We start from the raw sequence: 19878 nt of genomic DNA, 5'->3' as shown, positions 1-19878 counted from the left end.
TTATATTTACTGGGAAAAATATATTACCGATCGGTATGATATTTTATCGGTATTTGATTGTCATACAAAGAAAGCTATTAGAATAGGAGAGATGGACCATGGAGATAGGTATTACTTCGTTTGTAGAAACAAAGCCTGACGTTCAGACAGGTGAAGTGATAAGTCACGCACAGCGATTGCGCGAAGTTGTCGAGGAAATTATCCTTGCTGATCAAGTGGGACTTGATGTGTTTGGGGTAGGTGAGCATCATCGGAAGGATTATTCGGCATCTTCACCAGCAATTGTGCTGTCAGCGGCTGCAGCGCAGACGAAACGGATTCGGCTGACCAGTGCAGTCACAGTGCTTTCTTCAGCTGATCCCGTTCGCGTTTTTCAGGATTTTGCTACGCTGGATGGTATTTCGAATGGACGTGCGGAGATTATGGCGGGCCGAGGTTCCTTTATTGAATCTTTTCCACTGTTTGGCTATGACTTGGAAGACTATGATGAGCTGTTTGAACAACATTTGGAATTGCTCCTTAAAATACGGGAGTCCGAAAAAGTAACCTGGAAAGGCGGACATCGGCCAGCGATTAACAATTTGGGTGTGTATCCACGGCCGGTTCAGAATCCTTTACCGATATGGGTTGGCAGCGGGGGCAGGCAGGATTCTGCTATCCGTGCAGGTCTGTTAGGACTGCCCTTGATGTTGGCGATCATTGGTGGAAATCCGATGAATTTTGCACCGCTTGTACAGCTTTATAAGAAGGCAGCAGCGCACGCTGGTCATGACGAATCGCAGCTTAAGGTTGGATCGCACTCGATAGGATTTGTTGGAGAGAATAATGAACGAGCTGCAGATACATATTTCCCTTCTACGATGGCAGGTATGAATAGATTAGGCAGGGAGCGGGGCTGGGCGCATTATGATCGTTCTAGCTACGATGCCGCGCGCAGCTTTGAAGGTGCGCTGTATGTTGGCGATCCTGAGACTATTGCCCAGAAGATCATTCACCTTCGCAAACATGTAGGTGTTACACGCTTTATGCTGTATGTTCCGTTAAGTACAATGCCGCATGCCGAGGTGATGAGAGCCATTGAACTGATGGGAACAGAGGTAGCACCCCGAGTTCGGAAGGAAATAGCCCAGTGGGAAGCGGAGACGGAAAAAAGATTATAAAAACCAAACATAGGAGTGATTCACATGGATTTTGAAAATCGTTTGTACCCAGAATTTAGGTCGGTAATTGCACAATTTCCTGGATTTCAATTGGAAGAAAATTTAGAACTGAGTAGAAGCTATTTGTCGAGTCCTCCCATTGAGCAGTCGAAGCACGTACACACGACAAGCCGGATGATTCCGAGCGTAGCAGGCGAGATATTAGTTAAAATCTACGAACCTGCCCAGCGAACTGACGTTAGGCTTCCGGCCATGCTGTGGATTCACGGGGGAGGCTATGTGATGGGGCATCCTGATATGGACGATGCTTTGTGCGAACGCTTCGTGCAGGCGGCCAAATGCGTCGTCGTATCGGTCGATTACCGACTTGCTCCCGAGCATCCCTACCCAGCTGCCATCGATGACTGTTATGCCGCTTTGACGTGGATGACCGATGAAGCTGAGCTGCTGGGCATCGACTTAGATCGAGTCGCAATTGCCGGAGCAAGTGGGGGCGGCGGTCTGACCGCAGCACTTGCTTTAATGGCCCGTGACAAAGGCGGGCCAGCCCTCATTTTCCAAATGCCGCTGTATCCGATGATCGATGACCGTAGTATTACGGCGTCAAGTCATGAGATTACGGCCGATAACGCACCATGGAACCGGAAGAACAACTTGGCGGCTTGGAACATGTACTTGGGGGATCGTACTGAAGACACCGAGGTGTCCCTATACGCTGTGCCGTCGAGAGCGGAATGCTTGGCTGGGCTACCGCCGACCTATACGTGCATAGGCCAGCTCGATCTGTTCCGAGATGAGACGATCGAATATGTAGCACGCCTTGCCCAAGCTGGGGTAGACGTTGAATTCCATCTGTATCCCGGCACATTCCACAACTTTGAGGGGATGGTTCCGCAAGCAGAAGTAAGCCAACGTGCTAGCCAAAGTTATGTAGATGCAATTGCACGAGCCCTTAATTCTTAAACTATTAAATGGGCAGTCTCCAAAGTGATATGCTTCCAAAAAAGTAGACAGGTTAAATAATAAAACTTGCTACTGTAAGGGGAGTATATCACTTTTTGCAGTAATCTTTTTGTCGTTTGATACGAGACTAGATTCTAATCGAAACGATGTGTTAAAGGAGCACGAGGTGTTCAGTCGCCCCGCAATGATGTAAAGTTTTTCGGGTAAAATCTTTACTTTTACATGTAGCGGACAATAACCTTTCATTCTTATAATTGGAAATGTAAGCGATTTATTTAGAGGTAGGAATATTAAAAACTATATGTATGAGGAGGAGATTGTATGTCGAAATTTAAAGTGGGCAAGTTGGTAAGCAGCTTGGCGTTGGCGGGTGTGTTGTTATCATCAGTTCTGATAAACCCGGCTAGTGCCAGTATGGCGAACGGTGGTAAATTCCTCGGGAATATCATTGCTGGAAGTGTCCCTGCAAGTTTCGGAACATACTGGAACCAGGTGACGCCAGAGAATTCGACCAAATGGGGGTCAGTTGAAGGCAGCCGTAACAACATGAACTGGTCGCAGGCGGATACCGCCTACAATTATGCCCGTAACAATGGCTTCCCGTTCAAGTTCCATACATTGGTATGGGGTGCTCAGGAGCCAGGTTGGATTAGCGGACTGTCGGCTGCTGATCAGAAGGCGGAAGTAACCCAGTGGATTAAAGCAGCAGGTCAACGCTATCCGAATGCGGAGTTTATAGATGTGGTGAATGAGCCCCTGCATCAGAAGCCATCCTTCCGCAATGCCATAGGCGGTGACGGATCGACCGGATGGGATTGGGTCATATGGTCGTTCCAACAGGCAAGACAAGCTTTTCCCAATGCCAAGCTGATGATTAATGAATATGGAATTATCAACGATCCCTCGTTAACCGACCAATATGTCAATATTATTAATCAGCTCAAGAGCAGAGGCCTGATTGACGGAATTGGTATTCAATGCCACCAGTTTAGCATGGACACTGTTTCAGTTAACACGATGAACACTGTACTGAACAAGCTGGCGGCAACAGGATTGCCAATCTATGTGTCGGAACTGGATATAACTGGTGACGACAACACCCAGCTTGCCAGATACAAGGAGAAATTTCCGGTATTATGGAAGCATTCTGCGGTGAAGGGAGTTACGCTCTGGGGGTATATCCAGGGACAAACTTGGAAGCCGAACACACATCTGCTGAATTCTAACGGCACGGAACGTCCCGCGCTCCAATGGCTGAGACAATATGTGCAGAGTTAAACTATAGGTGGCACTTAAAACCCAACAGATGCTAACTTTTGCCAAATGTCTGGGCTGGGTAGATGTTTATTTGACGAAGTCTTGGCTGAAATGTTATACGCCCAAGGCTTCTTTTTATTTAGCTTAAACCTAACGTATCAAAACCTAATCCAACTCAATTAGGCTTACATACCCAATCCATAACTCTAACCCACTTGAAATAAAACCGTCTGGACGGTATAGTAAAGAGGGGTGATCAATATGAATACAACTAAAAAAACATTAAAAAGAGAATTAATTCTTAAAGCGGCCTCCATGATTGTGCACGAAGAAGGAGTAGAGAAGTTAACGTTAGAAGCGGTGGCTAAGAAAGCGGGAATAAGTAAAGGAGGATTGCTTTACCATTTTCCGAATAAGGATGAATTGGTTTTGGGAATGGTTGAGCAACTATCGACCAGCTTTGTCTCCGAATTTAATGAGAGAGCAGAAAACGATATGCATTCCAAAGGAAGATGGACTCGCGCGTATATGAATACATCATTTTCTGGCGATCGGAATGCAAGTGACCTGTATACCGCTCTTTCAGCAGCACAGTTTACGAACCCTCACATGCTAAAATTACTTCAGGACGAGTATGAGAATATCCAAAATAAAATTGAAAACGACGAATTGGACCCCGTTCGTTCCACGATAGTCCGATTAGCTATAGACGGTTTGTGGTTTTCTGAAATGTTTGGGCTTGCTCCTCCCAATGTAGAAATGAGGCAAAAAATGATGGAAGAATTGAAAACATATATAAAGGAGAATGAATAATGGCTTATCTTTTCTTGGCAATCTCTATTGTTGGTGAACTTGTTGGAACTTCAATGCTTAAAGCTTCAGAAGGTTTCACCAGACTGTATCCGACTCTATTCACAATTGTGGCGTTCGTGATCTCTTTCTTCTTTATCTCCTTATCCCTTAAGACGCTCCCCTTAAATATGACTTATGCCATCTGGTCAGGTGTAGGAGCCGTTGCTACAACGCTTATTTCAGTATTGATTTGGAAAGAAAAAATTAATACAGGAAGTATCGCAGGTATTGCTTTAATTGTTATTGGCGTGGTGGTACTGAACCTATTTGGTGCAGGACATGGTGAGGCAAAAGCTACAACAGAAGCAACGAGTTCAATCGTTCAAAAATGAGATGAAATAGTATAGACACAAGAACATCGTAGAGAAAATGTATTCCAAAGGAGTGCCCTAATGAAGGGAAAAACCACTTCATTAGGGCACTGGAGATTTACTACCACTATCGATCACTGCCAGTTTGTGTGAAAGGACCCTGCTGCATCACTTCGTTCATAAGTATGGGCACCAAAATAATCCCTTTGTGCTTGCAAAAGGTTAGCATTCGAAATGCCTGTCCGGTAACTATCATAATAAGTAAGTGAAGCACTTAAACATGGAAACGAAGTGCCAGAATTAATACCCTCACAGACAACTTTTCGTAATCCTTTTTGATACTCTTTAACCTTTTCAGCAAAATACGGGGCGATTAATAGATTAGCCAAATTCGGCTGTTCTTGATATGTTTCGCTTATTACGTTTAAGAATTCGGCACGAATGATGCAACCACCACGGAAAATAAGGGCAATATCCTTTAAAGGTAAATTCCATCCGTAAAGTTCAGAAGTCATTTTATATTGTATAAATCCTTGCGCGTAGGCACAAATTTTACCCATATAAAAAGCTTGTCTAATGTACCCAATCCACACATCTTTATCTAAACTTCGCTGGTCAATCCCTGGTCCTGTTAGAATATTTTCTGCATAAACTCGTTCTTCTTTTAAAGAGGAGATGTAACGGGCAAACAATGACTCTGTAATAATGGATGATGGGATCCCATTGTCAATTGCTTGAATGCTTGTCCATTTACCAGTGCCCTTTTGCCCTGTTTTATCAAGAATCACATCGAATAGTGGTAAGCCTGTTACATCATCCTTTTTCCGTAAAATCTCTGCTGTGATTTGGATTAAATAACTTTTCAGTTCCCCTTGATTCCATATTTCAAAGATATCAGCAATTTCATTCACAGATAAACGTAACCTTTTTCTTAAAAATGTATAGGTTTCTGCGATTAATTGCATATCTGCGTACTCGATTCCGTTATGTACCATTTTTACAAAGTGACCGGACCCTTTTGGACCCATATAAACACAGCAAGGGTCTCCGTCCATGTGGGCTGCTATTTTTGTTAGAATAGAAGCTGCCTTTTCATATACGTTTTTATCTCCACCAGGCATGATCGAAGGTCCATTTAAAGCCCCGACTGCTCCGCCGGAAATACCGATTCCTAAATAACCGATTCCTTTTGACTTCAATTCATCATATCTACGTTCCGTATCTTTGTAATGGGAGTTACCACCGTCCATAATCACATCGCCTGCTTCAAGGAAGGGTACTAATGTACCTATTACCGAATCGACCGGTTTGCCCGCTGTTACCATAAGGAAGATTTTTCTTGGAGTTTTTAAGGAGTAAACAAAATCTTGAATTTCGTAGTAGGGATGGATAGAGTGACCTTCACTTTTTTTAACAAGATCATCCGTTAAATCCCTCGTATAGTTATAGACAGCGACTTGCTCACCCTTACCAGCCATGTTTAAGGCGATATTACGGCCCATTACCCCTAAACCAATGACACCAATTGTGTTGGACATTTTTTCTGCTCCTTTTATTTGAAATGAATAGGCCGTAGATCCTCACTTATAGGCTTAGAAAATTCTAAGGGAAATAAGTGGGGGATCTACCGCCCAGGAATCATGGTTTAAACGAATAAACTTAGTACTAAAATAAATCCTAATCCAGCTACAGAAATGATGGTCTCAAGCAATGTCCATGTTGCAAATGTTTCTTTCATACTTAAACCAAAATATTCTTTAAACATCCAGAAACCAGCATCGTTAACATGTGAAGCTATTAAACTACCCGCTCCCGTTGCAAGCACAACTAAAGCAAGATTAACGTCGGATTGTCCTAACATCGGAATAACTAAACCAGCGGTTGTTAAAGCTGCAACAGTTGCAGAACCTAAGGAAATACGTAATATTGCAGCGATGATCCAGGCAAGCAAGATGGGTGATAATGTAGTTCCATTGAATAATTCAGCTACATAGTCACCTACGCCGCCATTAATCAGTACTTGTTTGAAGGCGCCGCCACCCCCAATGATTAAGAGCATCATCCCAATATGAGTAATAGCCGTTGTACAAGATGCCATTACATTTTTAATTGGAATTTTCCTTGCTATTCCCATGGTGTAGACAGCTACCAGTAAGGAAATTAACATGGAAGTTGATGCATCACCAATAAAACGGATCGCTGTTAGTAAACTACTATCTTCAAAGCCCATTGTTTTTTGAAGCAAAGTAATAACCGTAGCAATAGACATTAAAATAACAGGAAGCATTGCAGTAAATACACTGATACCAAATCCCGGAGTTTCCTCGGATTTAAATACTTTTTGTTCACCTAAAGAGGCAATATTACCCGTTTTCGTAAATGATGCAGGTACGAGTTTTTTGGCAAGCTTAGTAAACACAGGTCCAGCTAAAATAACAGTTGGAATGGCAATAATGAAACCGTAAAGTAAAACCTCACCAAGGTTCGCGCCATATTCACCAGCAATAACTGTTGGCCCTGGATGTGGAGGTAAGAAGCCATGTGTTACGGATAAAGCTGCAACCATCGGAATACCGAGATATAAGATAGAAACCTTTAATTCTTTTGAAATGGCAAATATGATTGGAATTAACAATACTAATCCTACTTCAAAAAATAACGCCACACCGATAATGAATGAAGCAGCTACGACTGCCCATTGGATATTTTTTTCACCAAATTTGTCTACGAGGGTCATGGCAATTCGTTGAGCACCGCCAGAATCAGCGATCAACTTACCTAACATCGCTCCAAGTCCAAAGATTAACGCTAAGTGACCAAGGGTTCCGCCTAATCCGGCTTCGATGGTTTTGACAATTTCCTCTAATGGCATTCCAAGTGCTAAAGCGACGCCGAACGATACAATGATTAATGAAATAAAGGTGTTCAATTTGAAGCCCATGATTAAAACTAATAATGCTAAAATTCCAATCGCTACGATAACTAATGGCATTGTAATTACCCCCTGCTTTTTATCTTTTTAGTGTTTAATTAAGCTTCTTTGATAATTGGAAATCCGTGTATAATCGTCTTCTAATACTCTGGATAGATTAATGAAAATCGGCAGCAATTTCCTATATTCCTTGGTCGCTTCTTCTTTTGGTGTATGTTTGTTGGTACTGCCAACCATTTCAGAAACGACTTCAAAGGACTGGATTTGTCCAGTGGCATACAAGCCTAAAATACAAGCTCCTAGACAAGAACTTTCGTAGCTTTCTGGAACGACGACTTCAGATGCGAATATATCGGACATCATTTGCCGCCAAACAGCTGACCTTGCGAAGCCTCCAGTAGCTTGGATTCGGGTCACAGGACTGTCCATACATTCGGTTAATGCTAAAAATACGGTGTACAGATTGTAAATGACTCCTTCTAGGGCTGCGCGAATCATATGTTCTTTCTTATGTGACATCGTTAAACCGAAGAATGAGCCACGTACGTCTGGGTTCCATAATGGCGCACGTTCACCAGCCAGGTATGGATGGAATAACAATCCGTCAGATCCTGGTCTTACACGTTCAGCAATCTTGGTTAGTACATCATATGGATCAATTCCTAGCCTTTTCGCTGTTTCGACTTCTGATGAGGCAAGTTCGTCACGGATCCAGCGAAGGACCATCCCGCCATTGTTCACCGGCCCCCCAATAACCCAGTGCTTTTCTGTTAAGGCATAACAAAATATTCTTCCCTTTTCGTCTGTTTGAGGCTTGTCTATAATGGTTCGAATAGCTCCGCTTGTCCCGATTGTGACGGCAACTTCGCCTTTTCGTATCGCATTTACACCTAGATTAGAAAGGACTCCATCGCTAGCTCCAATGACAAACGATGTTTGTGGATCGATCCCCATCTTTTTTGCTAAATCTGAATCACAGTTGGTAAATATTCTGGTTGTTGGCACGAGCTCAGATAATTGAGAAGGGGTTATACCAGCAATTTTTAATGCTTCTTCATCCCAATCTAATTTTTCTAGATTCATCATGCCCATGGCAGAAGCTAGGGAATAATCCACTACATATTGATCAAAGAACTTTTTAAAAATATATTCTTTAATTCCGATATACTTTTTAACCTTGACAGCGGTTTCAGGAAGGTCATTCACAATCCAAGCTATTTTTGTTAATGGTGACATGGGGTGAATGGGTGTTCCTGTTCGTTTATAGACTTCATGGCCATTCAGCTCATCTTTTATTTTATGTGCCCACGCTTCACTGCGATTATCTGCCCATGTAATACAAGGCGTCAGTGGGCGGTCATTTTCATCCATCGCAATGACACTATGCATGGCACTGCTAAATGAAACAAACGATAGCTTTTTTTGTGAGTGATGTTTCATTATATTTGAAGTGGCTTGCAGAACAGCCTGAAAAATCTCTTCTGGGTTTTGTTCAGCTGTTGCTATATCCGGTGTATAAAGCGGGTATCCAATATTCTCTTGTTGGATGACTTCGCCTTTTTCGCTAAATAGAACGGCTTTCGTACTTGTCGTTCCGATATCTACACCTAACATATAGTTAGTCATTTTGTTGCACGACTCCTTTAGATAGCATTTGTTGTGACATCCATAGGTCTTCTACTTTACCTTGAACATCATCAAAGTTTTCATGTAAAGACTTGATCATGAGGTCTCTATCTTTTGCTTTGATTGCTTCAATATAAAGTTCGTGATTGTTTATAATCCGTGTAAAGTCTTCATACTTTTCAGTGAAACGCATACGCATCGACAAAAGAATGAGACTTTCCATAACAGGCTTTAAATTATTCCAGATCATCAGAATATGCGAATGATTGACTGCACGAATAATCGTTTCATGGAACAAGACATCTTGATATGAAAACTCATCAGCATCACTATATTTAACGGCGACTTTCATCATTTCGAGTATTTTACTAAGTTCCTTCGCCAAATCATTAGTATCCATCTTTACAAGACGTTCAAATACGAAGGATTCTATGAGCAGACGGACATCATAAATTTCTTCTATTTCTTTTTCTGATAGGCCATTAACAACGGCTCCCATTCTTTCTAATCGAATAATATTTTCGGATGCCAGTATTTTTAATGCTTCACGAATGGGTGAGCGACTTACAGTGAAATCAGCAGCAAGTTTATTTTCAGATAATATGGTACCGCTTTCAATCACGCCAGAAATAATGCGCATTCTAAGCTCGGATGTTACGCGATCACCAGCAGAGGCTTTTAAAAGCCATTTGGAGGGATATAGGAATTCTGATTCGACCATCATTTCACCTTCTCAATTAATCAAGTATACTTGTATACAGGTATTATAATCTGAAATTTTAAATTTGCAAGCGTATACATTAAATTTGTTTTGTAACTCCTCGATACATAAAATGAAATTTCATATTAAGACATAGATCCTGTTTGGATCTTCTCATATATAATGCTAGACTCAATACTGATTTCATCTATAGGTTCCAATTGAAGTTCGGATTTTTTGTTCAAATGCACAATCAATTTCGTCTGTTCTTCAATATTTTTAACGTGCGGCAATCGATATAATGAAAGCGTAATCAAAAATTACCCGGGGGGTTAGACAGATGGAAGGATTGACGATCAGTTGGATAGGAGCTCTGGCAGGGCTGGCTATTGCAATTATTCTGATATTAAGAAAGCTGAATCCGGTTTACGCTTTATTTTTGGGAGCTATTGTAGGCGCTTTATTGGGCGGAGCCAATTTGGAACAGACGATCAGCGTGTTAATAAGCGGTACGCAAAGTGTGATGGGGACGGTCATTCGTGTGCTTGCCGCAGGTGTATTGGCAGGTGTAATGATGGAATCCGGGGCAGCGGAGACGATTGCGCAGGCTATTGTAAAGAAGTTCGGCGGCAGTAAAGCGATACTCGCACTAGCCTTGGCGACGATGATTATTACGGCGGTAGGTGTATTTATTCCCGTTGCCGTGTTGATTGTGGCACCTATTGCATTGTCGGTCGGTAACAAAATGGGGATTTCCAAGCTGGCGCTCCTGTTGGCTTTGTCTGGAGGCGGAAAAGCGGGGAACATCATCTCTCCCAATCCTAATACGATTGCAGCGGCGCGCGGATTTAATCTGGATTTAAGCCACGTGATGTTGGCAGGAGTGGTTCCTGCGATATGCGGTTTAATCATGACTGTTTTGGTGGCATCTATGTTGAAAACCAAAGGTGTGAAGGTGTCCGACCAGGATATCATGGACAGTGACGTCGATACATCGAAATATCCAGCGTTGGGACGGGCAATTGTAGCCCCGCTGGTAGCTGTTATTTTGCTGATGATTAACCCGATTGGTTCTATTTCCGGTATTGAAGCACTTTCGAGTTTCAAGGTAGATGCGATGTACATTTTGCCGATCGCTGGGATTGTGGGTATGCTGGCCATGGGGCAAGGGCGTAATATCTTAAAGTATTCGGCCTCCGGTTTAAATAAAATGACGGCGACTGTGCTGATTTTGATCGGTGCAGGCGGGATTGCGGGTCTGATCTCTGCCTCCAACTTGTCTGCTCAGGTGGTTGGCCTGATTGAAGCTTCAGGAGTTTCCGGTACATTTTTGGCACCGCTTGCAGGCATTCTGATGGCAGCTGCCACGGCGTCCACCTCGACGGGAGTTATTTTGGCGACAGGCTCGTTTGGGGAAGCCATTCTGAACATGGGAACGGCCCCGCTCGCTGCAGCTGTGATGGTGCATACAGGAGCTACAGTCATTGATTCCTTGCCGCAGGGCAACTATTTCCACGTCACGGCAGACAGCATGAAAATGAGCATTAAACAACGGATGGGCTTGATTCCTTACGAAGCTATTGTGGGTGGAACGATGGCAATTGTAGCGACAATCATGTATGGATTTTTACTTTAATATTCACGATGGGGTGAGAAGATGAGAGAGAAAACATTTGTGCTGGCACCAGATTCTTTTAAAGAAAGCATGACGGCTAAAGAAGTGTGTATCGCGATGGAGAAAGGACTGCGCAAGGTCTATCCGGCGGCGAATTATGTCCACGTACCGATGGCGGACGGCGGTGAAGGAACGGTGCAGTCACTGGTGGATGCGACAGGCGGACAGATTCGTTATATCGAGGTGACAGGACCGCTTGGAGAACCTGTAACTGCTGCATACGGCCTGCTGGGAGACGGCACCACAGCGGCAATCGAGATGGCATCCGCCAGTGGAATCCATTTGGTGAACAAGGATAACAAAAACCCGTTAAAGACAACAACCTACGGAACAGGGGAGTTAATCCGTGAATGTCTGAACCAGGGAATTCGAAAAATTATCATCGGCATTGGTGGAAGCGCGACGAATGATGGCGGTACAGGAATGGCGGAAGCGCTGGGCGCCAGATTTCTGGATACAAAAGGCAATACTCTTCCGCGCGGCGGCGGTAGTCTGGGCGAGCTGGCCAGTGTTGATATTTCATCACTGGATGACCGCTTGCAGCAGGTACAACTAATTGTAGCCTGTGATGTGACAAATCCGCTGTGCGGTGAGCATGGGGCATCCCAAGTATTCGGGCCACAAAAAGGGGCAACCCCGGAAATGGTGCAGCAATTGGATGCCAATCTTGCTCATTACGCCGATGTGGTGAAGCAGCAGCTGGGCAAGGATGTGCGCGATCTCCCAGGCGCAGGCGCAGCAGGTGGATTGGGTGCGGGCTTATTAATTTTCACTCAGGCGACGCTGCAAAAAGGCATTGAAATTGTGATTGAATACACCGGTTTAAAACAAAAGCTCGCCACTGCCGATATCGTTTTGACGGGGGAAGGCGGTATTGATTTTCAGACCAAATTCGGTAAAACTCCTTATGGAGTAGCCCAGGCGGCAAAGCAGTCTGGTAAAAAGGTCATTGCGGTCGCAGGTTATATCGGGGAAGGGATCGACACGTTGTACAAGGAAGGAATAGATGCGGTGTTCGGCATCGTACCGGGAGCCTCGGAGCTCGGTAAGCTGCTGGCCGAAGGGCCGCAAAACGTAGAGCGTACGTGCGAGAATATCGCAAGAGTACTTCAATTCAGCGAGAAATGAACAGATGGAGAAGCGGGCTATAAATATAAAACGGCATCATACAAATACGATATAATACGAGCGCTCGCCTGTAATCCCGAACTTAGCCAAAGCAGGATTGACTAAGAAATTTGGGAGTGACGGCGAGCGAAAATATGGTGTTACTGGCGCATGGTCTGGCGTGATACAGCAGTTCATTGATACAGTGCCAATAAGCCGTGCGTAAGCTCAAAAAGCTGAAGGAGATTCCGGGGATCTTTACCGGTTAAGGTATGGATGCGCTTCAGGCGGTATTGCAGCGTATTTCGGTGAATATTTAATTCATCTGCGGTAAAGGAGACACTGCCGTTATGGTTAATAAAGCTTCGCAGCGTATCCAGCAAATCCACAGTATCTTCCAACTTGCTAACCAGATAGATCGTGTTCGTCAGGTTCGTTTGACTCAATTTGACCAGAAATTCGACTTCCGCAAAAGAAATTTTTTGCACAGGCGGGCGCAAAGCCAGTAAAACATTCATAGCTGACTTGGCCTGCATATAAACATCCGCAATGTTGATCTCTTGTCTGCTGACCGTAACCAGCACATCGGGATGGCTGCGCACAAGTGGCTCTAGCAGTTTGTCTGTCGGCTCCTGATTTTGTATTAGGATGAGATAGCAGTCTTCCTCCATACGAAAGGATGGATGCTGCATAAATATATTGGACAACTCGGCTAAATGAGCTGGATCAGTAGGCAGGTACTTTACATATACAGCCGAAGTTTTTAGAAGCAAATCAATGTGATATTGGGCTGCTTCTTTTTTTATTTTTTGCGTGTAGGCTCCCTGATGATTTAACAGCATTTCCAGCACAGATTTTTTGCGGTTGGCTTCGTGGGCCAGATGCTCCAAGGAGATCCGCTGTTCAATCAGGAGAGACACCGTAGTTTTAACAATATTGCAAAAAGGACGTACTTCATCGGGATTGCCTGAAATACCAATGACACCAACTAACTCATGATGAATGACAATCGGTTCATTGGTTCCCTTTTTCTCATAGTGGCCGTCCTGCCACACTTCAACCATTTTCCCAGTTTCGAGCGCCTGAACAGCTCCTTGGTGAATGGTTCCGATTCGTTCACTCTCGCCGCTGCCAATGATGATGCCTCGTTCATTCATAATATTGATATTGTATGGAATATCCTTCATCATTTTGTCTACGATGTCTTGGGCTTGTTTTTCGGAGAGCTGAAACAAATCAGGATTCCTCCTTTATCTATAGTGATATAGTGTGTTTTAATGTACTACCTTTGTGAAAGGGTTTCCAATTTATTGTGCATCTGAACAATATGATAAGGCAGGTCGCCGAGCATGTCAGTCAATTTTATCATAGGTGTGAAATTGCAGCGTATTATGATAATCCATTAAACGATGTTATATATTTTTGTATTGAGTGTAATCTAGAGTATAGTTGTACGCAAAAAAACAGGGCTCATAGGAGCACCTGCTTTTTGTCTATCCTTTTTATTGCCAGCCACGCTGTCTAATGACGGACCTCGCGGAAGCTGTAGATAATATCATGTAGCTCTTTCTTAAAACGACTATATTTAGATGCGGGCGTATATCCGAGCACCTGATAATAATCATTTTCGGTCTCAATAATCGCCACATGGGTGACATAATGGTTCACATCTTTTTGTCCTTTAATCGTAAACTCAATGGCAGGATATCCATGAATCGTTGTGTTAGATGAAGGTCCTACAGTAGAGAGATTAAACTCTTTGGTCATGTTGTATTGAATTTTCTTTGTGTAGTGCTGGAGAGTTACATTGCCCAATTCCTTTTTCGAATTGGATACTACCGCAACGGACTTTTGAATGTACGGATTAAATATCGCAATCTCTGTTTTTCCTTCACGGTCCGGGTCTGTTGACCAGTCCAGCGGGGCCGTGATTTGAAATCGTCCATCTTTACTTACATAGCTTTGTTCTTTCTTGTTCACCGGAGCTTCAGGAGGCACGTAATTGTTTGCAAGTATAAAAATAGCATTTACAAACGAGGCTCCCAAGATCACCATTGCGGTAAAAAATATAAAGAGCGAACGTTTCATTGTCTTTTTGCTAATCGGCTCTAAATCCCGTACCTTTACAACATATGTACCTGCAGCTAAATCCCCAATTCGTTGTCTTGATGCAGTTACTAACACGCTGATACCAGCAGGTATACCACCCATTAGCAACGGATTGGTGTCTATTAGCCTGAGCAGCGTACGAATGAGTGATTTAAGAAAACCAGGAGGCTTTCCTTCCCCGTTAACTACCTTAATACGAAAAACGAACTTACCCAGCGTATAGCCTGTATAACCTTCCAAAAGCAAATAATAGCTGAAGAAAGCAATAAGCAGAATACAACGGGATGCAATCGCTAAAGGCAAAAACCATCTATCCGTTATTTGAATGACAGAAATAAAAAAACAAATATACCCGATTACAAAAAATATGCAATCAAAAACCGTTGCTCCCCACCGTCTAAACAGAGTGGAATTCCCGTACGTTTTTGATATTTCGGCCATCCTGTTGGTGTCTACCCCATAATTTTGACCATGCCGAATGTACATCTGTCTTGCAGTTTCCTGCGGATTGTGTGATATGTGCTGTTCGTCCAAAAAATACACCTCTTCTTAATAATTGAAAACACACTCCTTATATTAACGGTCATTTTACAATCCATGTTTAGGAAAACATTCTATAAACAAAGAAATTATTATAAATATCCCTTCCTCTCATTGAACCGCATTCAGGCGCTAGTAGAGCCAGAGAAGGCACAATCCTTGCGTTTGCTTGAAAAAGCGGGCTTTCGGCAAGAAGGGCTCCTCTCCCAATATGAATTTACGTCCGGGAAATATGATGATCTTTACATGTGCGCATTGGTCAAATCAGAGTATATCAATCGTTCTCAGAAATGATAGGTATAGGTGGATCAAGCGGGGGAGCTTGGATTCAGCGGCATACACATTTCATATTGCTCAATGGGGTCTTTCGAGAGACCTATTTTTTGGATAAAGCCTTCAAGAGAGTCATTGTCGGACAGACAAATGTACACCTTCTCAATCTTTTGGATCTCTGCTGCTCTATGAAGGAGGGCGCGTCCTAATCCTTGGTTGCGGTGCTTAGGATCGACCCAAAGAAAGTTGATTTTACCCTGAGCACTCATGCTCACCATGCCAAGACACGTTTGATTCACTTCGTAGATGCCGAGAAAAGCTTCTTGTGTACTGGTGGCGTAATAAGGCGTGTCACTTTGCCAATGGATGTGGCAGTCGGTGAGGGTCTTACGAAAAGCTGCGACGTCATCAAATGTAACTTCCTTAAGAATATACGAAGATGAGAGGGCAGCGGGTGGGGCGGAGGGCAGAGTGCCGTTGTAGTATTTCAGCGTATAGCGTGGCTGATAGCCTTGCTTTTCATATAATTTGACGGCCCGATGATTATCCTTGATGACTTCGAGCCATAGCTGCTGGCAGTCCGCGGAGATGGCTGTTTGTTTATGTAATTCCAGCAACTTGTTGCTAATCCCCTGACCACGGTAAGCCGGAGCGACGCATAGCGTACCGCAACGCATCGTCTTGTACCCGTCGAACTGTCGGACACCGCCGAGAATTAAGCCGATCGGTTGATTCTCATCCATGGCAAGGAAAGAGTGATTCCGTGTATTCCCCTCTGGACCAAAAAACCGTGCTACGAAATCGTCCTGATCCATGGTCAGGCGAATGGAATAATCTGAGAACCCAAGCGAAAATGCTTGAAAAATGTGTTCCATGCTGACGTCATTGCATCTCATATAGGTGATCACCGTTATTCCCCCCTAGAAATTCATGCTATATTTGGATTATAGGGAATTAAGGGAGCTCCATCAATCTCCCACTGAAAATGAAAATAACCCCTTAAAAAAGGGGATTGGTGCTGGGTGTTGTAGGGGTGCAATTCGTGTCGCTAAGATCAGGATTGGTAGAGAGGTCACGATAATGGTTGAGCTTATATTCAATAATTTTTTGGGTTTCCATCAGTCTGGAAATTTCTTGTTGAATCTTCTGATTATGTTTCTCAAGTAAGGAGTGTCTGATGGGAATGGTGCTGTTGCCTTGCATCGAAAGTTCTCGATAATGCTTCATTTCCTCTATGGTCATTCCAGTGGCTTTTAATCGGGTTAAAAAGATAATCCCCAGAATCTGATCTCTACTGTAGAACCTGTGTCCGTTAGCCTTTCGTTCTGCATAAGGCAGCAAGCCAATTCGCTCATAATAGCGTATGGTATCCTCTGTCAAACCTGTTAGTTCTGCAGCTTGACTAATCGAGGTTATGGTCTCCGGAATTTCCTGCAAAGTATCTCACTCCTTAATTGTAACGATTACCAAGGCACTTCTCCATTCGAGTCAAAAAACCCTCCTGACGGACCATCATTATTTAAAGTGGCTAAACGAACAACGACAGCAGCAGCTTGTTGTACCGAACCCGGTCCTGTAAAGCCATTTAAGTCAGTGGCGGTAAAGCCAGGGTCAGCCGAATTAATTTTGAGAGGTGAGTCTTTGAATTCTTTGGCAAGGGTGACGGTGAACATATTAACCGCTGCTTTGCTGCTATTGTAGGCAAGCAAATTAAATTGTGCATGCTCATGCTCAGGATCGCTATTATAGGTTAACGAACCAAGGCCACTCGACAAGTTAACGATTCTACCACAAGGAGATTCTTGCAGTAAAGGCAGCATGGCTTGCGTCACCGCGACCAAACCGAAAAAGTTTGTTTCATACGTTTCTCTTAAAACGTCCAAAGAGAACTGACTTGGAGGAGTGGCTCCTCCTAAAGATATGCCGGCATTGTTGATTAGTACATCAAGGGAACCAGATTTTTGTTTGATCTGATGGATTGCGGAATCAATCGTACTTTGATTCGTCAAGTCTAACAAAATCAATCGGGCTTCTACTCCCTCATTAGCCAACTTAGCCACCGCTTCCCGGCCGCTCTGCTCATTCCGTGAGCCAATCAGGATTGTATAACCCATACCCCCCAATTGTCTGGCTGTTTCATACCCGATGCCTTTGTTGGCCCCAGTAATAAGAACTGTTTTCCCAATGGTCATGAGCGATTCCTCTTTTCATTATTCTTGAATTTGGCGGCCACCATGCTTTAAATGTACTACTTGGAGTATACTTAAAGTCAACACAAAACCAGCAAATTATAGCTCGAAGTGCCCTAGACATTCTTTATTTTGGAAGATGGGAGAATGGAATGAATAAAAGGCAAATGGAAATTTTACGCATGTTGTTAACTGAACCGGACCGGTTGTGGTTAGCGCAGGATCTGGCGGATCTGACCGACTGCTCTGAAAAGACGATCCGCAACGATCTGAAAGTAATTGAAGATTATATCGTTAAACATTCTGATGCCAATCTGGTGAGAAGGCCGGGACGCGGCATTTATCTGGAGATGGGTAAAGCGGATCAGAATGAATTGTTCCATCGACTGTATGCGGATGAGAGTACAGCCCAACACGAGTCTGATGAGGAAAGGGTGCTGCATCTCGCCTATCGGCTCTTGATGAATGCCAAGCCTGTGACCATCCAGGATCTAGCTTCACAGTATTATGTGAACAAGACGGTGATCCGTAGAGATATGGAGAAGATTGATGGCTGGCTGCACAGCTTTGATCTAGCCTTAATTACCAAGCAGCGCGTAGGCTTGACCATTCAAGGCTCTGAGAAAAATAAGCGAATCGCTTTGGCGCGGATGAACCAGCTGATTGATAGTCCTGAGTTAACAGGACAGATGATGCGCAAACAGTTTGAATCGCACGAGATTACAACCATAAATCATGAATTAAAAGCATTTCAAAAACGCCATGAGCTCAGCTTTACTGACGAAGCTTTCGAAGCTCTAATGCTGCATATTCTCTTAATGGTCAAACGAACCAAGATGGGACAACCCATTTCGCTCTCCAAGCAGGACATTGCCTTTTTACAGGAGAGACGCGAATTTACATGGGCTACGTCTTTTTTGCAGCAGTTGCAAAAGTTGTTTGCCGTGCCTTTTTCCAAGGAAGAGACGGCGTATTTAACTCTGCATCTGCTTAGCGGGAAGTTCCGTTACCAGCAGGAAGAAAGAAGGGGAAAACAAGGTGAGCTGGCAGATAGCCACCCGCTTTTGCCTGAGTTGATTGAGCAGTTAGTCCGGCGGATGTCCGAGCTGAATATGATTGCCTTTTCCAAGGACAAGATGTTGCTGAAAGGGTTGAATGTCCATTTATATACGACCCTGAACCGTCTTCAATATGGGTTGACCGTGTCCAATCCTATGCTGGCCGAGATCAAGAAGATGTACCCCTACATGTTCGACCGAGTTATTATTACACTGGAAGAGGTAGGAAAATGGATCCGGCTATCCTTCCCCGAGGAGGAAGCGGCGTATTTAACGCTGCATTTTCAGGCTTCTGTGGAGCGATTGCATCAGAAAGAGAGTCACCCCCAGAGAGCCATCATCGTGTGTCACATGGGCATCGGTATGTCCCAACTGCTGCGCACCAAGGTGGAACGTAAATTTCCGGCTGTACATGTGGAGACAACCCTTTCCAAAGCAGAAGTCCAGGACTATCTGGCAGCCCAGGAGGTGGATCTCGTCATTACCACTGTAGATCTCCCAGAGATGAACGTTCCGCATATTCTCGTCTCTCCCTTGCTGGATGCCAAGGACGAGCGTCGGCTGGAGCAAGTGATCCGACGACTAGATGAGCCGGAACAGAGGGCGGCAGACGAATCTGTATTTTTTAAATATACAACACCTTTTTTGGTCTTTCCCCAGCAGGAAGTGCAGCATCCGGAACAATTGATCTCCAAGCTGGCGCAAATACTGGAGGACAAAGGATATGTGGAGCCCGGTTATGTGGACAGCGTACTGGCGCGAGAAAAAATGTCGGCTACGACGATTGGGGGAGGCATAGCCATCCCGCATGGCGGTTCTGAGTGGATAAGGCAGTCCTCCATTGTAATCGCTACCTTGAAGCAGCCGCTTACCTGGGGAACCGAGAAAGTAGAGCTTGTGTTCCTCCTTGCGGTCAAACAGGATGGGCGGGAAGAGATGCGGCAGTTATTTAAGGAATTATCCCTGATCAGTGAGCAGCCTGCTTTGGTTCATGCCTTATCTAAAGAGACCGATGCGATGAGATTATTAGGGAGAATGAAGGGATAAACTAAAATCAAAAGCTGTGCTCTGGAACAGGACTTATAGATAAGTCCTGTTTTTTGTCGGTTTAATTCCGTTTTTCCGA

General features: G+C 44.0%; 17 protein-coding genes. 8 read left to right on the top strand and 9 right to left on the bottom strand.

The window, feature by feature from the left end; translation table 11 throughout:
• Nucleotides 1-98: 98 nt before the first annotated feature.
• From JOE49_RS05370 to JOE49_RS05350, 5 genes are all read left to right on the top strand, one after another.
• Nucleotides 99-1160: an LLM class flavin-dependent oxidoreductase gene (locus JOE49_RS05370; RefSeq protein WP_028540938.1), complete on the top strand. Its 1062-nt coding sequence runs from the start codon at nucleotides 99-101 to the stop codon at nucleotides 1158-1160.
• Nucleotides 1161-1184: 24 nt separating this feature from the next.
• Nucleotides 1185-2123, top strand: a complete 939-nt coding sequence (locus JOE49_RS05365; protein ID WP_209940697.1) for an alpha/beta hydrolase — start codon at nucleotides 1185-1187, stop codon at nucleotides 2121-2123.
• Between the two features lie 321 nt (nucleotides 2124-2444).
• A complete protein-coding gene (locus JOE49_RS05360) occupies nucleotides 2445-3401 on the top strand; it encodes an endo-1,4-beta-xylanase (RefSeq protein WP_160788349.1) in 957 nt (318 codons plus the stop codon).
• 240 nt (nucleotides 3402-3641) lie between these two features.
• Nucleotides 3642-4193 carry a TetR/AcrR family transcriptional regulator gene (locus JOE49_RS05355; RefSeq protein ID WP_209940696.1) on the top strand — a complete coding sequence of 184 codons (552 nt, stop codon included), beginning with the start codon at nucleotides 3642-3644 and terminating at the stop codon, nucleotides 4191-4193.
• Nucleotides 4193-4564 carry a DMT family transporter gene (locus JOE49_RS05350; RefSeq protein ID WP_209940695.1) on the top strand — a complete coding sequence of 124 codons (372 nt, stop codon included), beginning with the start codon at nucleotides 4193-4195 and terminating at the stop codon, nucleotides 4562-4564. The genes JOE49_RS05355 and JOE49_RS05350 overlap by 1 nt, the downstream gene beginning before the upstream one ends.
• 113 nt (nucleotides 4565-4677) lie before the next feature.
• Here the strand turns inward: JOE49_RS05350 and gnd are convergent, their stop codons facing one another.
• The 4 genes from gnd to JOE49_RS05330 all read right to left on the bottom strand — a co-directional run bounded on the left by gnd (nucleotide 4678) and on the right by JOE49_RS05330 (nucleotide 9825).
• Nucleotides 4678-6081 (bottom strand): decarboxylating NADP(+)-dependent phosphogluconate dehydrogenase, encoded by a 1404-nt coding sequence (gnd, locus tag JOE49_RS05345; protein WP_209940694.1) that lies wholly within the window; start codon nucleotides 6079-6081, stop codon nucleotides 4678-4680.
• 107 nt (nucleotides 6082-6188) lie between these two features.
• The gene (locus tag JOE49_RS05340; protein ID WP_209940693.1) at nucleotides 6189-7535 is read right to left on the bottom strand and encodes a GntP family permease; all 1347 of its coding nucleotides are present in this window, start codon (nucleotides 7533-7535) and stop codon (nucleotides 6189-6191) included.
• Between the two features lie 27 nt (nucleotides 7536-7562).
• Complete coding sequence (gene gntK, locus JOE49_RS05335; RefSeq protein ID WP_209940692.1) at nucleotides 7563-9101, bottom strand: gluconokinase; 1539 nt, start codon at nucleotides 9099-9101, stop codon at nucleotides 7563-7565.
• A complete protein-coding gene (locus JOE49_RS05330) occupies nucleotides 9094-9825 on the bottom strand; it encodes a GntR family transcriptional regulator (RefSeq protein ID WP_160788344.1) in 732 nt (243 codons plus the stop codon). The genes gntK and JOE49_RS05330 overlap by 8 nt, the downstream gene beginning before the upstream one ends.
• A gap of 316 nt (nucleotides 9826-10141) precedes the next feature.
• Between JOE49_RS05330 and JOE49_RS05325 the strand changes: the two genes are divergently transcribed.
• Both JOE49_RS05325 and JOE49_RS05320 read left to right on the top strand, forming a co-directional pair.
• Entirely contained in the window at nucleotides 10142-11437 is a 1296-nt protein-coding gene (locus JOE49_RS05325) for a GntP family permease (protein ID WP_023991056.1), read from the top strand.
• A 21-nt stretch (nucleotides 11438-11458) separates the two neighbouring features.
• Nucleotides 11459-12604, top strand: coding sequence for a glycerate kinase family protein (locus tag JOE49_RS05320; protein ID WP_160788342.1), 1146 nt, complete (start codon nucleotides 11459-11461; stop codon nucleotides 12602-12604).
• A gap of 173 nt (nucleotides 12605-12777) precedes the next feature.
• Here the strand turns inward: JOE49_RS05320 and JOE49_RS05315 are convergent, their stop codons facing one another.
• The 5 genes from JOE49_RS05315 to JOE49_RS05295 all read right to left on the bottom strand — a co-directional run bounded on the left by JOE49_RS05315 (nucleotide 12778) and on the right by JOE49_RS05295 (nucleotide 17697).
• The gene (locus tag JOE49_RS05315) at nucleotides 12778-13818 is read right to left on the bottom strand and encodes a CdaR family transcriptional regulator (protein WP_028540929.1); all 1041 of its coding nucleotides are present in this window, start codon (nucleotides 13816-13818) and stop codon (nucleotides 12778-12780) included.
• Nucleotides 13819-14104: 286 nt separating this feature from the next.
• Nucleotides 14105-15226 (bottom strand): RDD family protein, encoded by a 1122-nt coding sequence (locus tag JOE49_RS05310; protein ID WP_209940691.1) that lies wholly within the window; start codon nucleotides 15224-15226, stop codon nucleotides 14105-14107.
• 314 nt (nucleotides 15227-15540) lie between these two features.
• Complete coding sequence (locus tag JOE49_RS05305) at nucleotides 15541-16413, bottom strand: GNAT family N-acetyltransferase (RefSeq protein ID WP_160788339.1); 873 nt, start codon at nucleotides 16411-16413, stop codon at nucleotides 15541-15543.
• A gap of 91 nt (nucleotides 16414-16504) precedes the next feature.
• A complete protein-coding gene (locus JOE49_RS05300) occupies nucleotides 16505-16942 on the bottom strand; it encodes a MerR family transcriptional regulator (RefSeq protein WP_160788338.1) in 438 nt (145 codons plus the stop codon).
• A gap of 26 nt (nucleotides 16943-16968) precedes the next feature.
• Nucleotides 16969-17697 carry an SDR family oxidoreductase gene (locus JOE49_RS05295; protein WP_160788337.1) on the bottom strand — a complete coding sequence of 243 codons (729 nt, stop codon included), beginning with the start codon at nucleotides 17695-17697 and terminating at the stop codon, nucleotides 16969-16971.
• Between the two features lie 149 nt (nucleotides 17698-17846).
• Between JOE49_RS05295 and JOE49_RS05290 the strand changes: the two genes are divergently transcribed.
• Nucleotides 17847-19799: a BglG family transcription antiterminator gene (locus JOE49_RS05290; protein WP_160788336.1), complete on the top strand. Its 1953-nt coding sequence runs from the start codon at nucleotides 17847-17849 to the stop codon at nucleotides 19797-19799.
• Nucleotides 19800-19878 lie beyond the last annotated feature (79 nt).

The organism is Paenibacillus sp. PvR133 (assembly GCF_017833155.1).
Lineage (GTDB): Bacteria > Bacillota > Bacilli > Paenibacillales > Paenibacillaceae > Paenibacillus > Paenibacillus polymyxa_B.
Note: the sequence above shows the minus strand (reverse complement) of the source record. Positions and strands in the feature narration are given on the sequence as shown.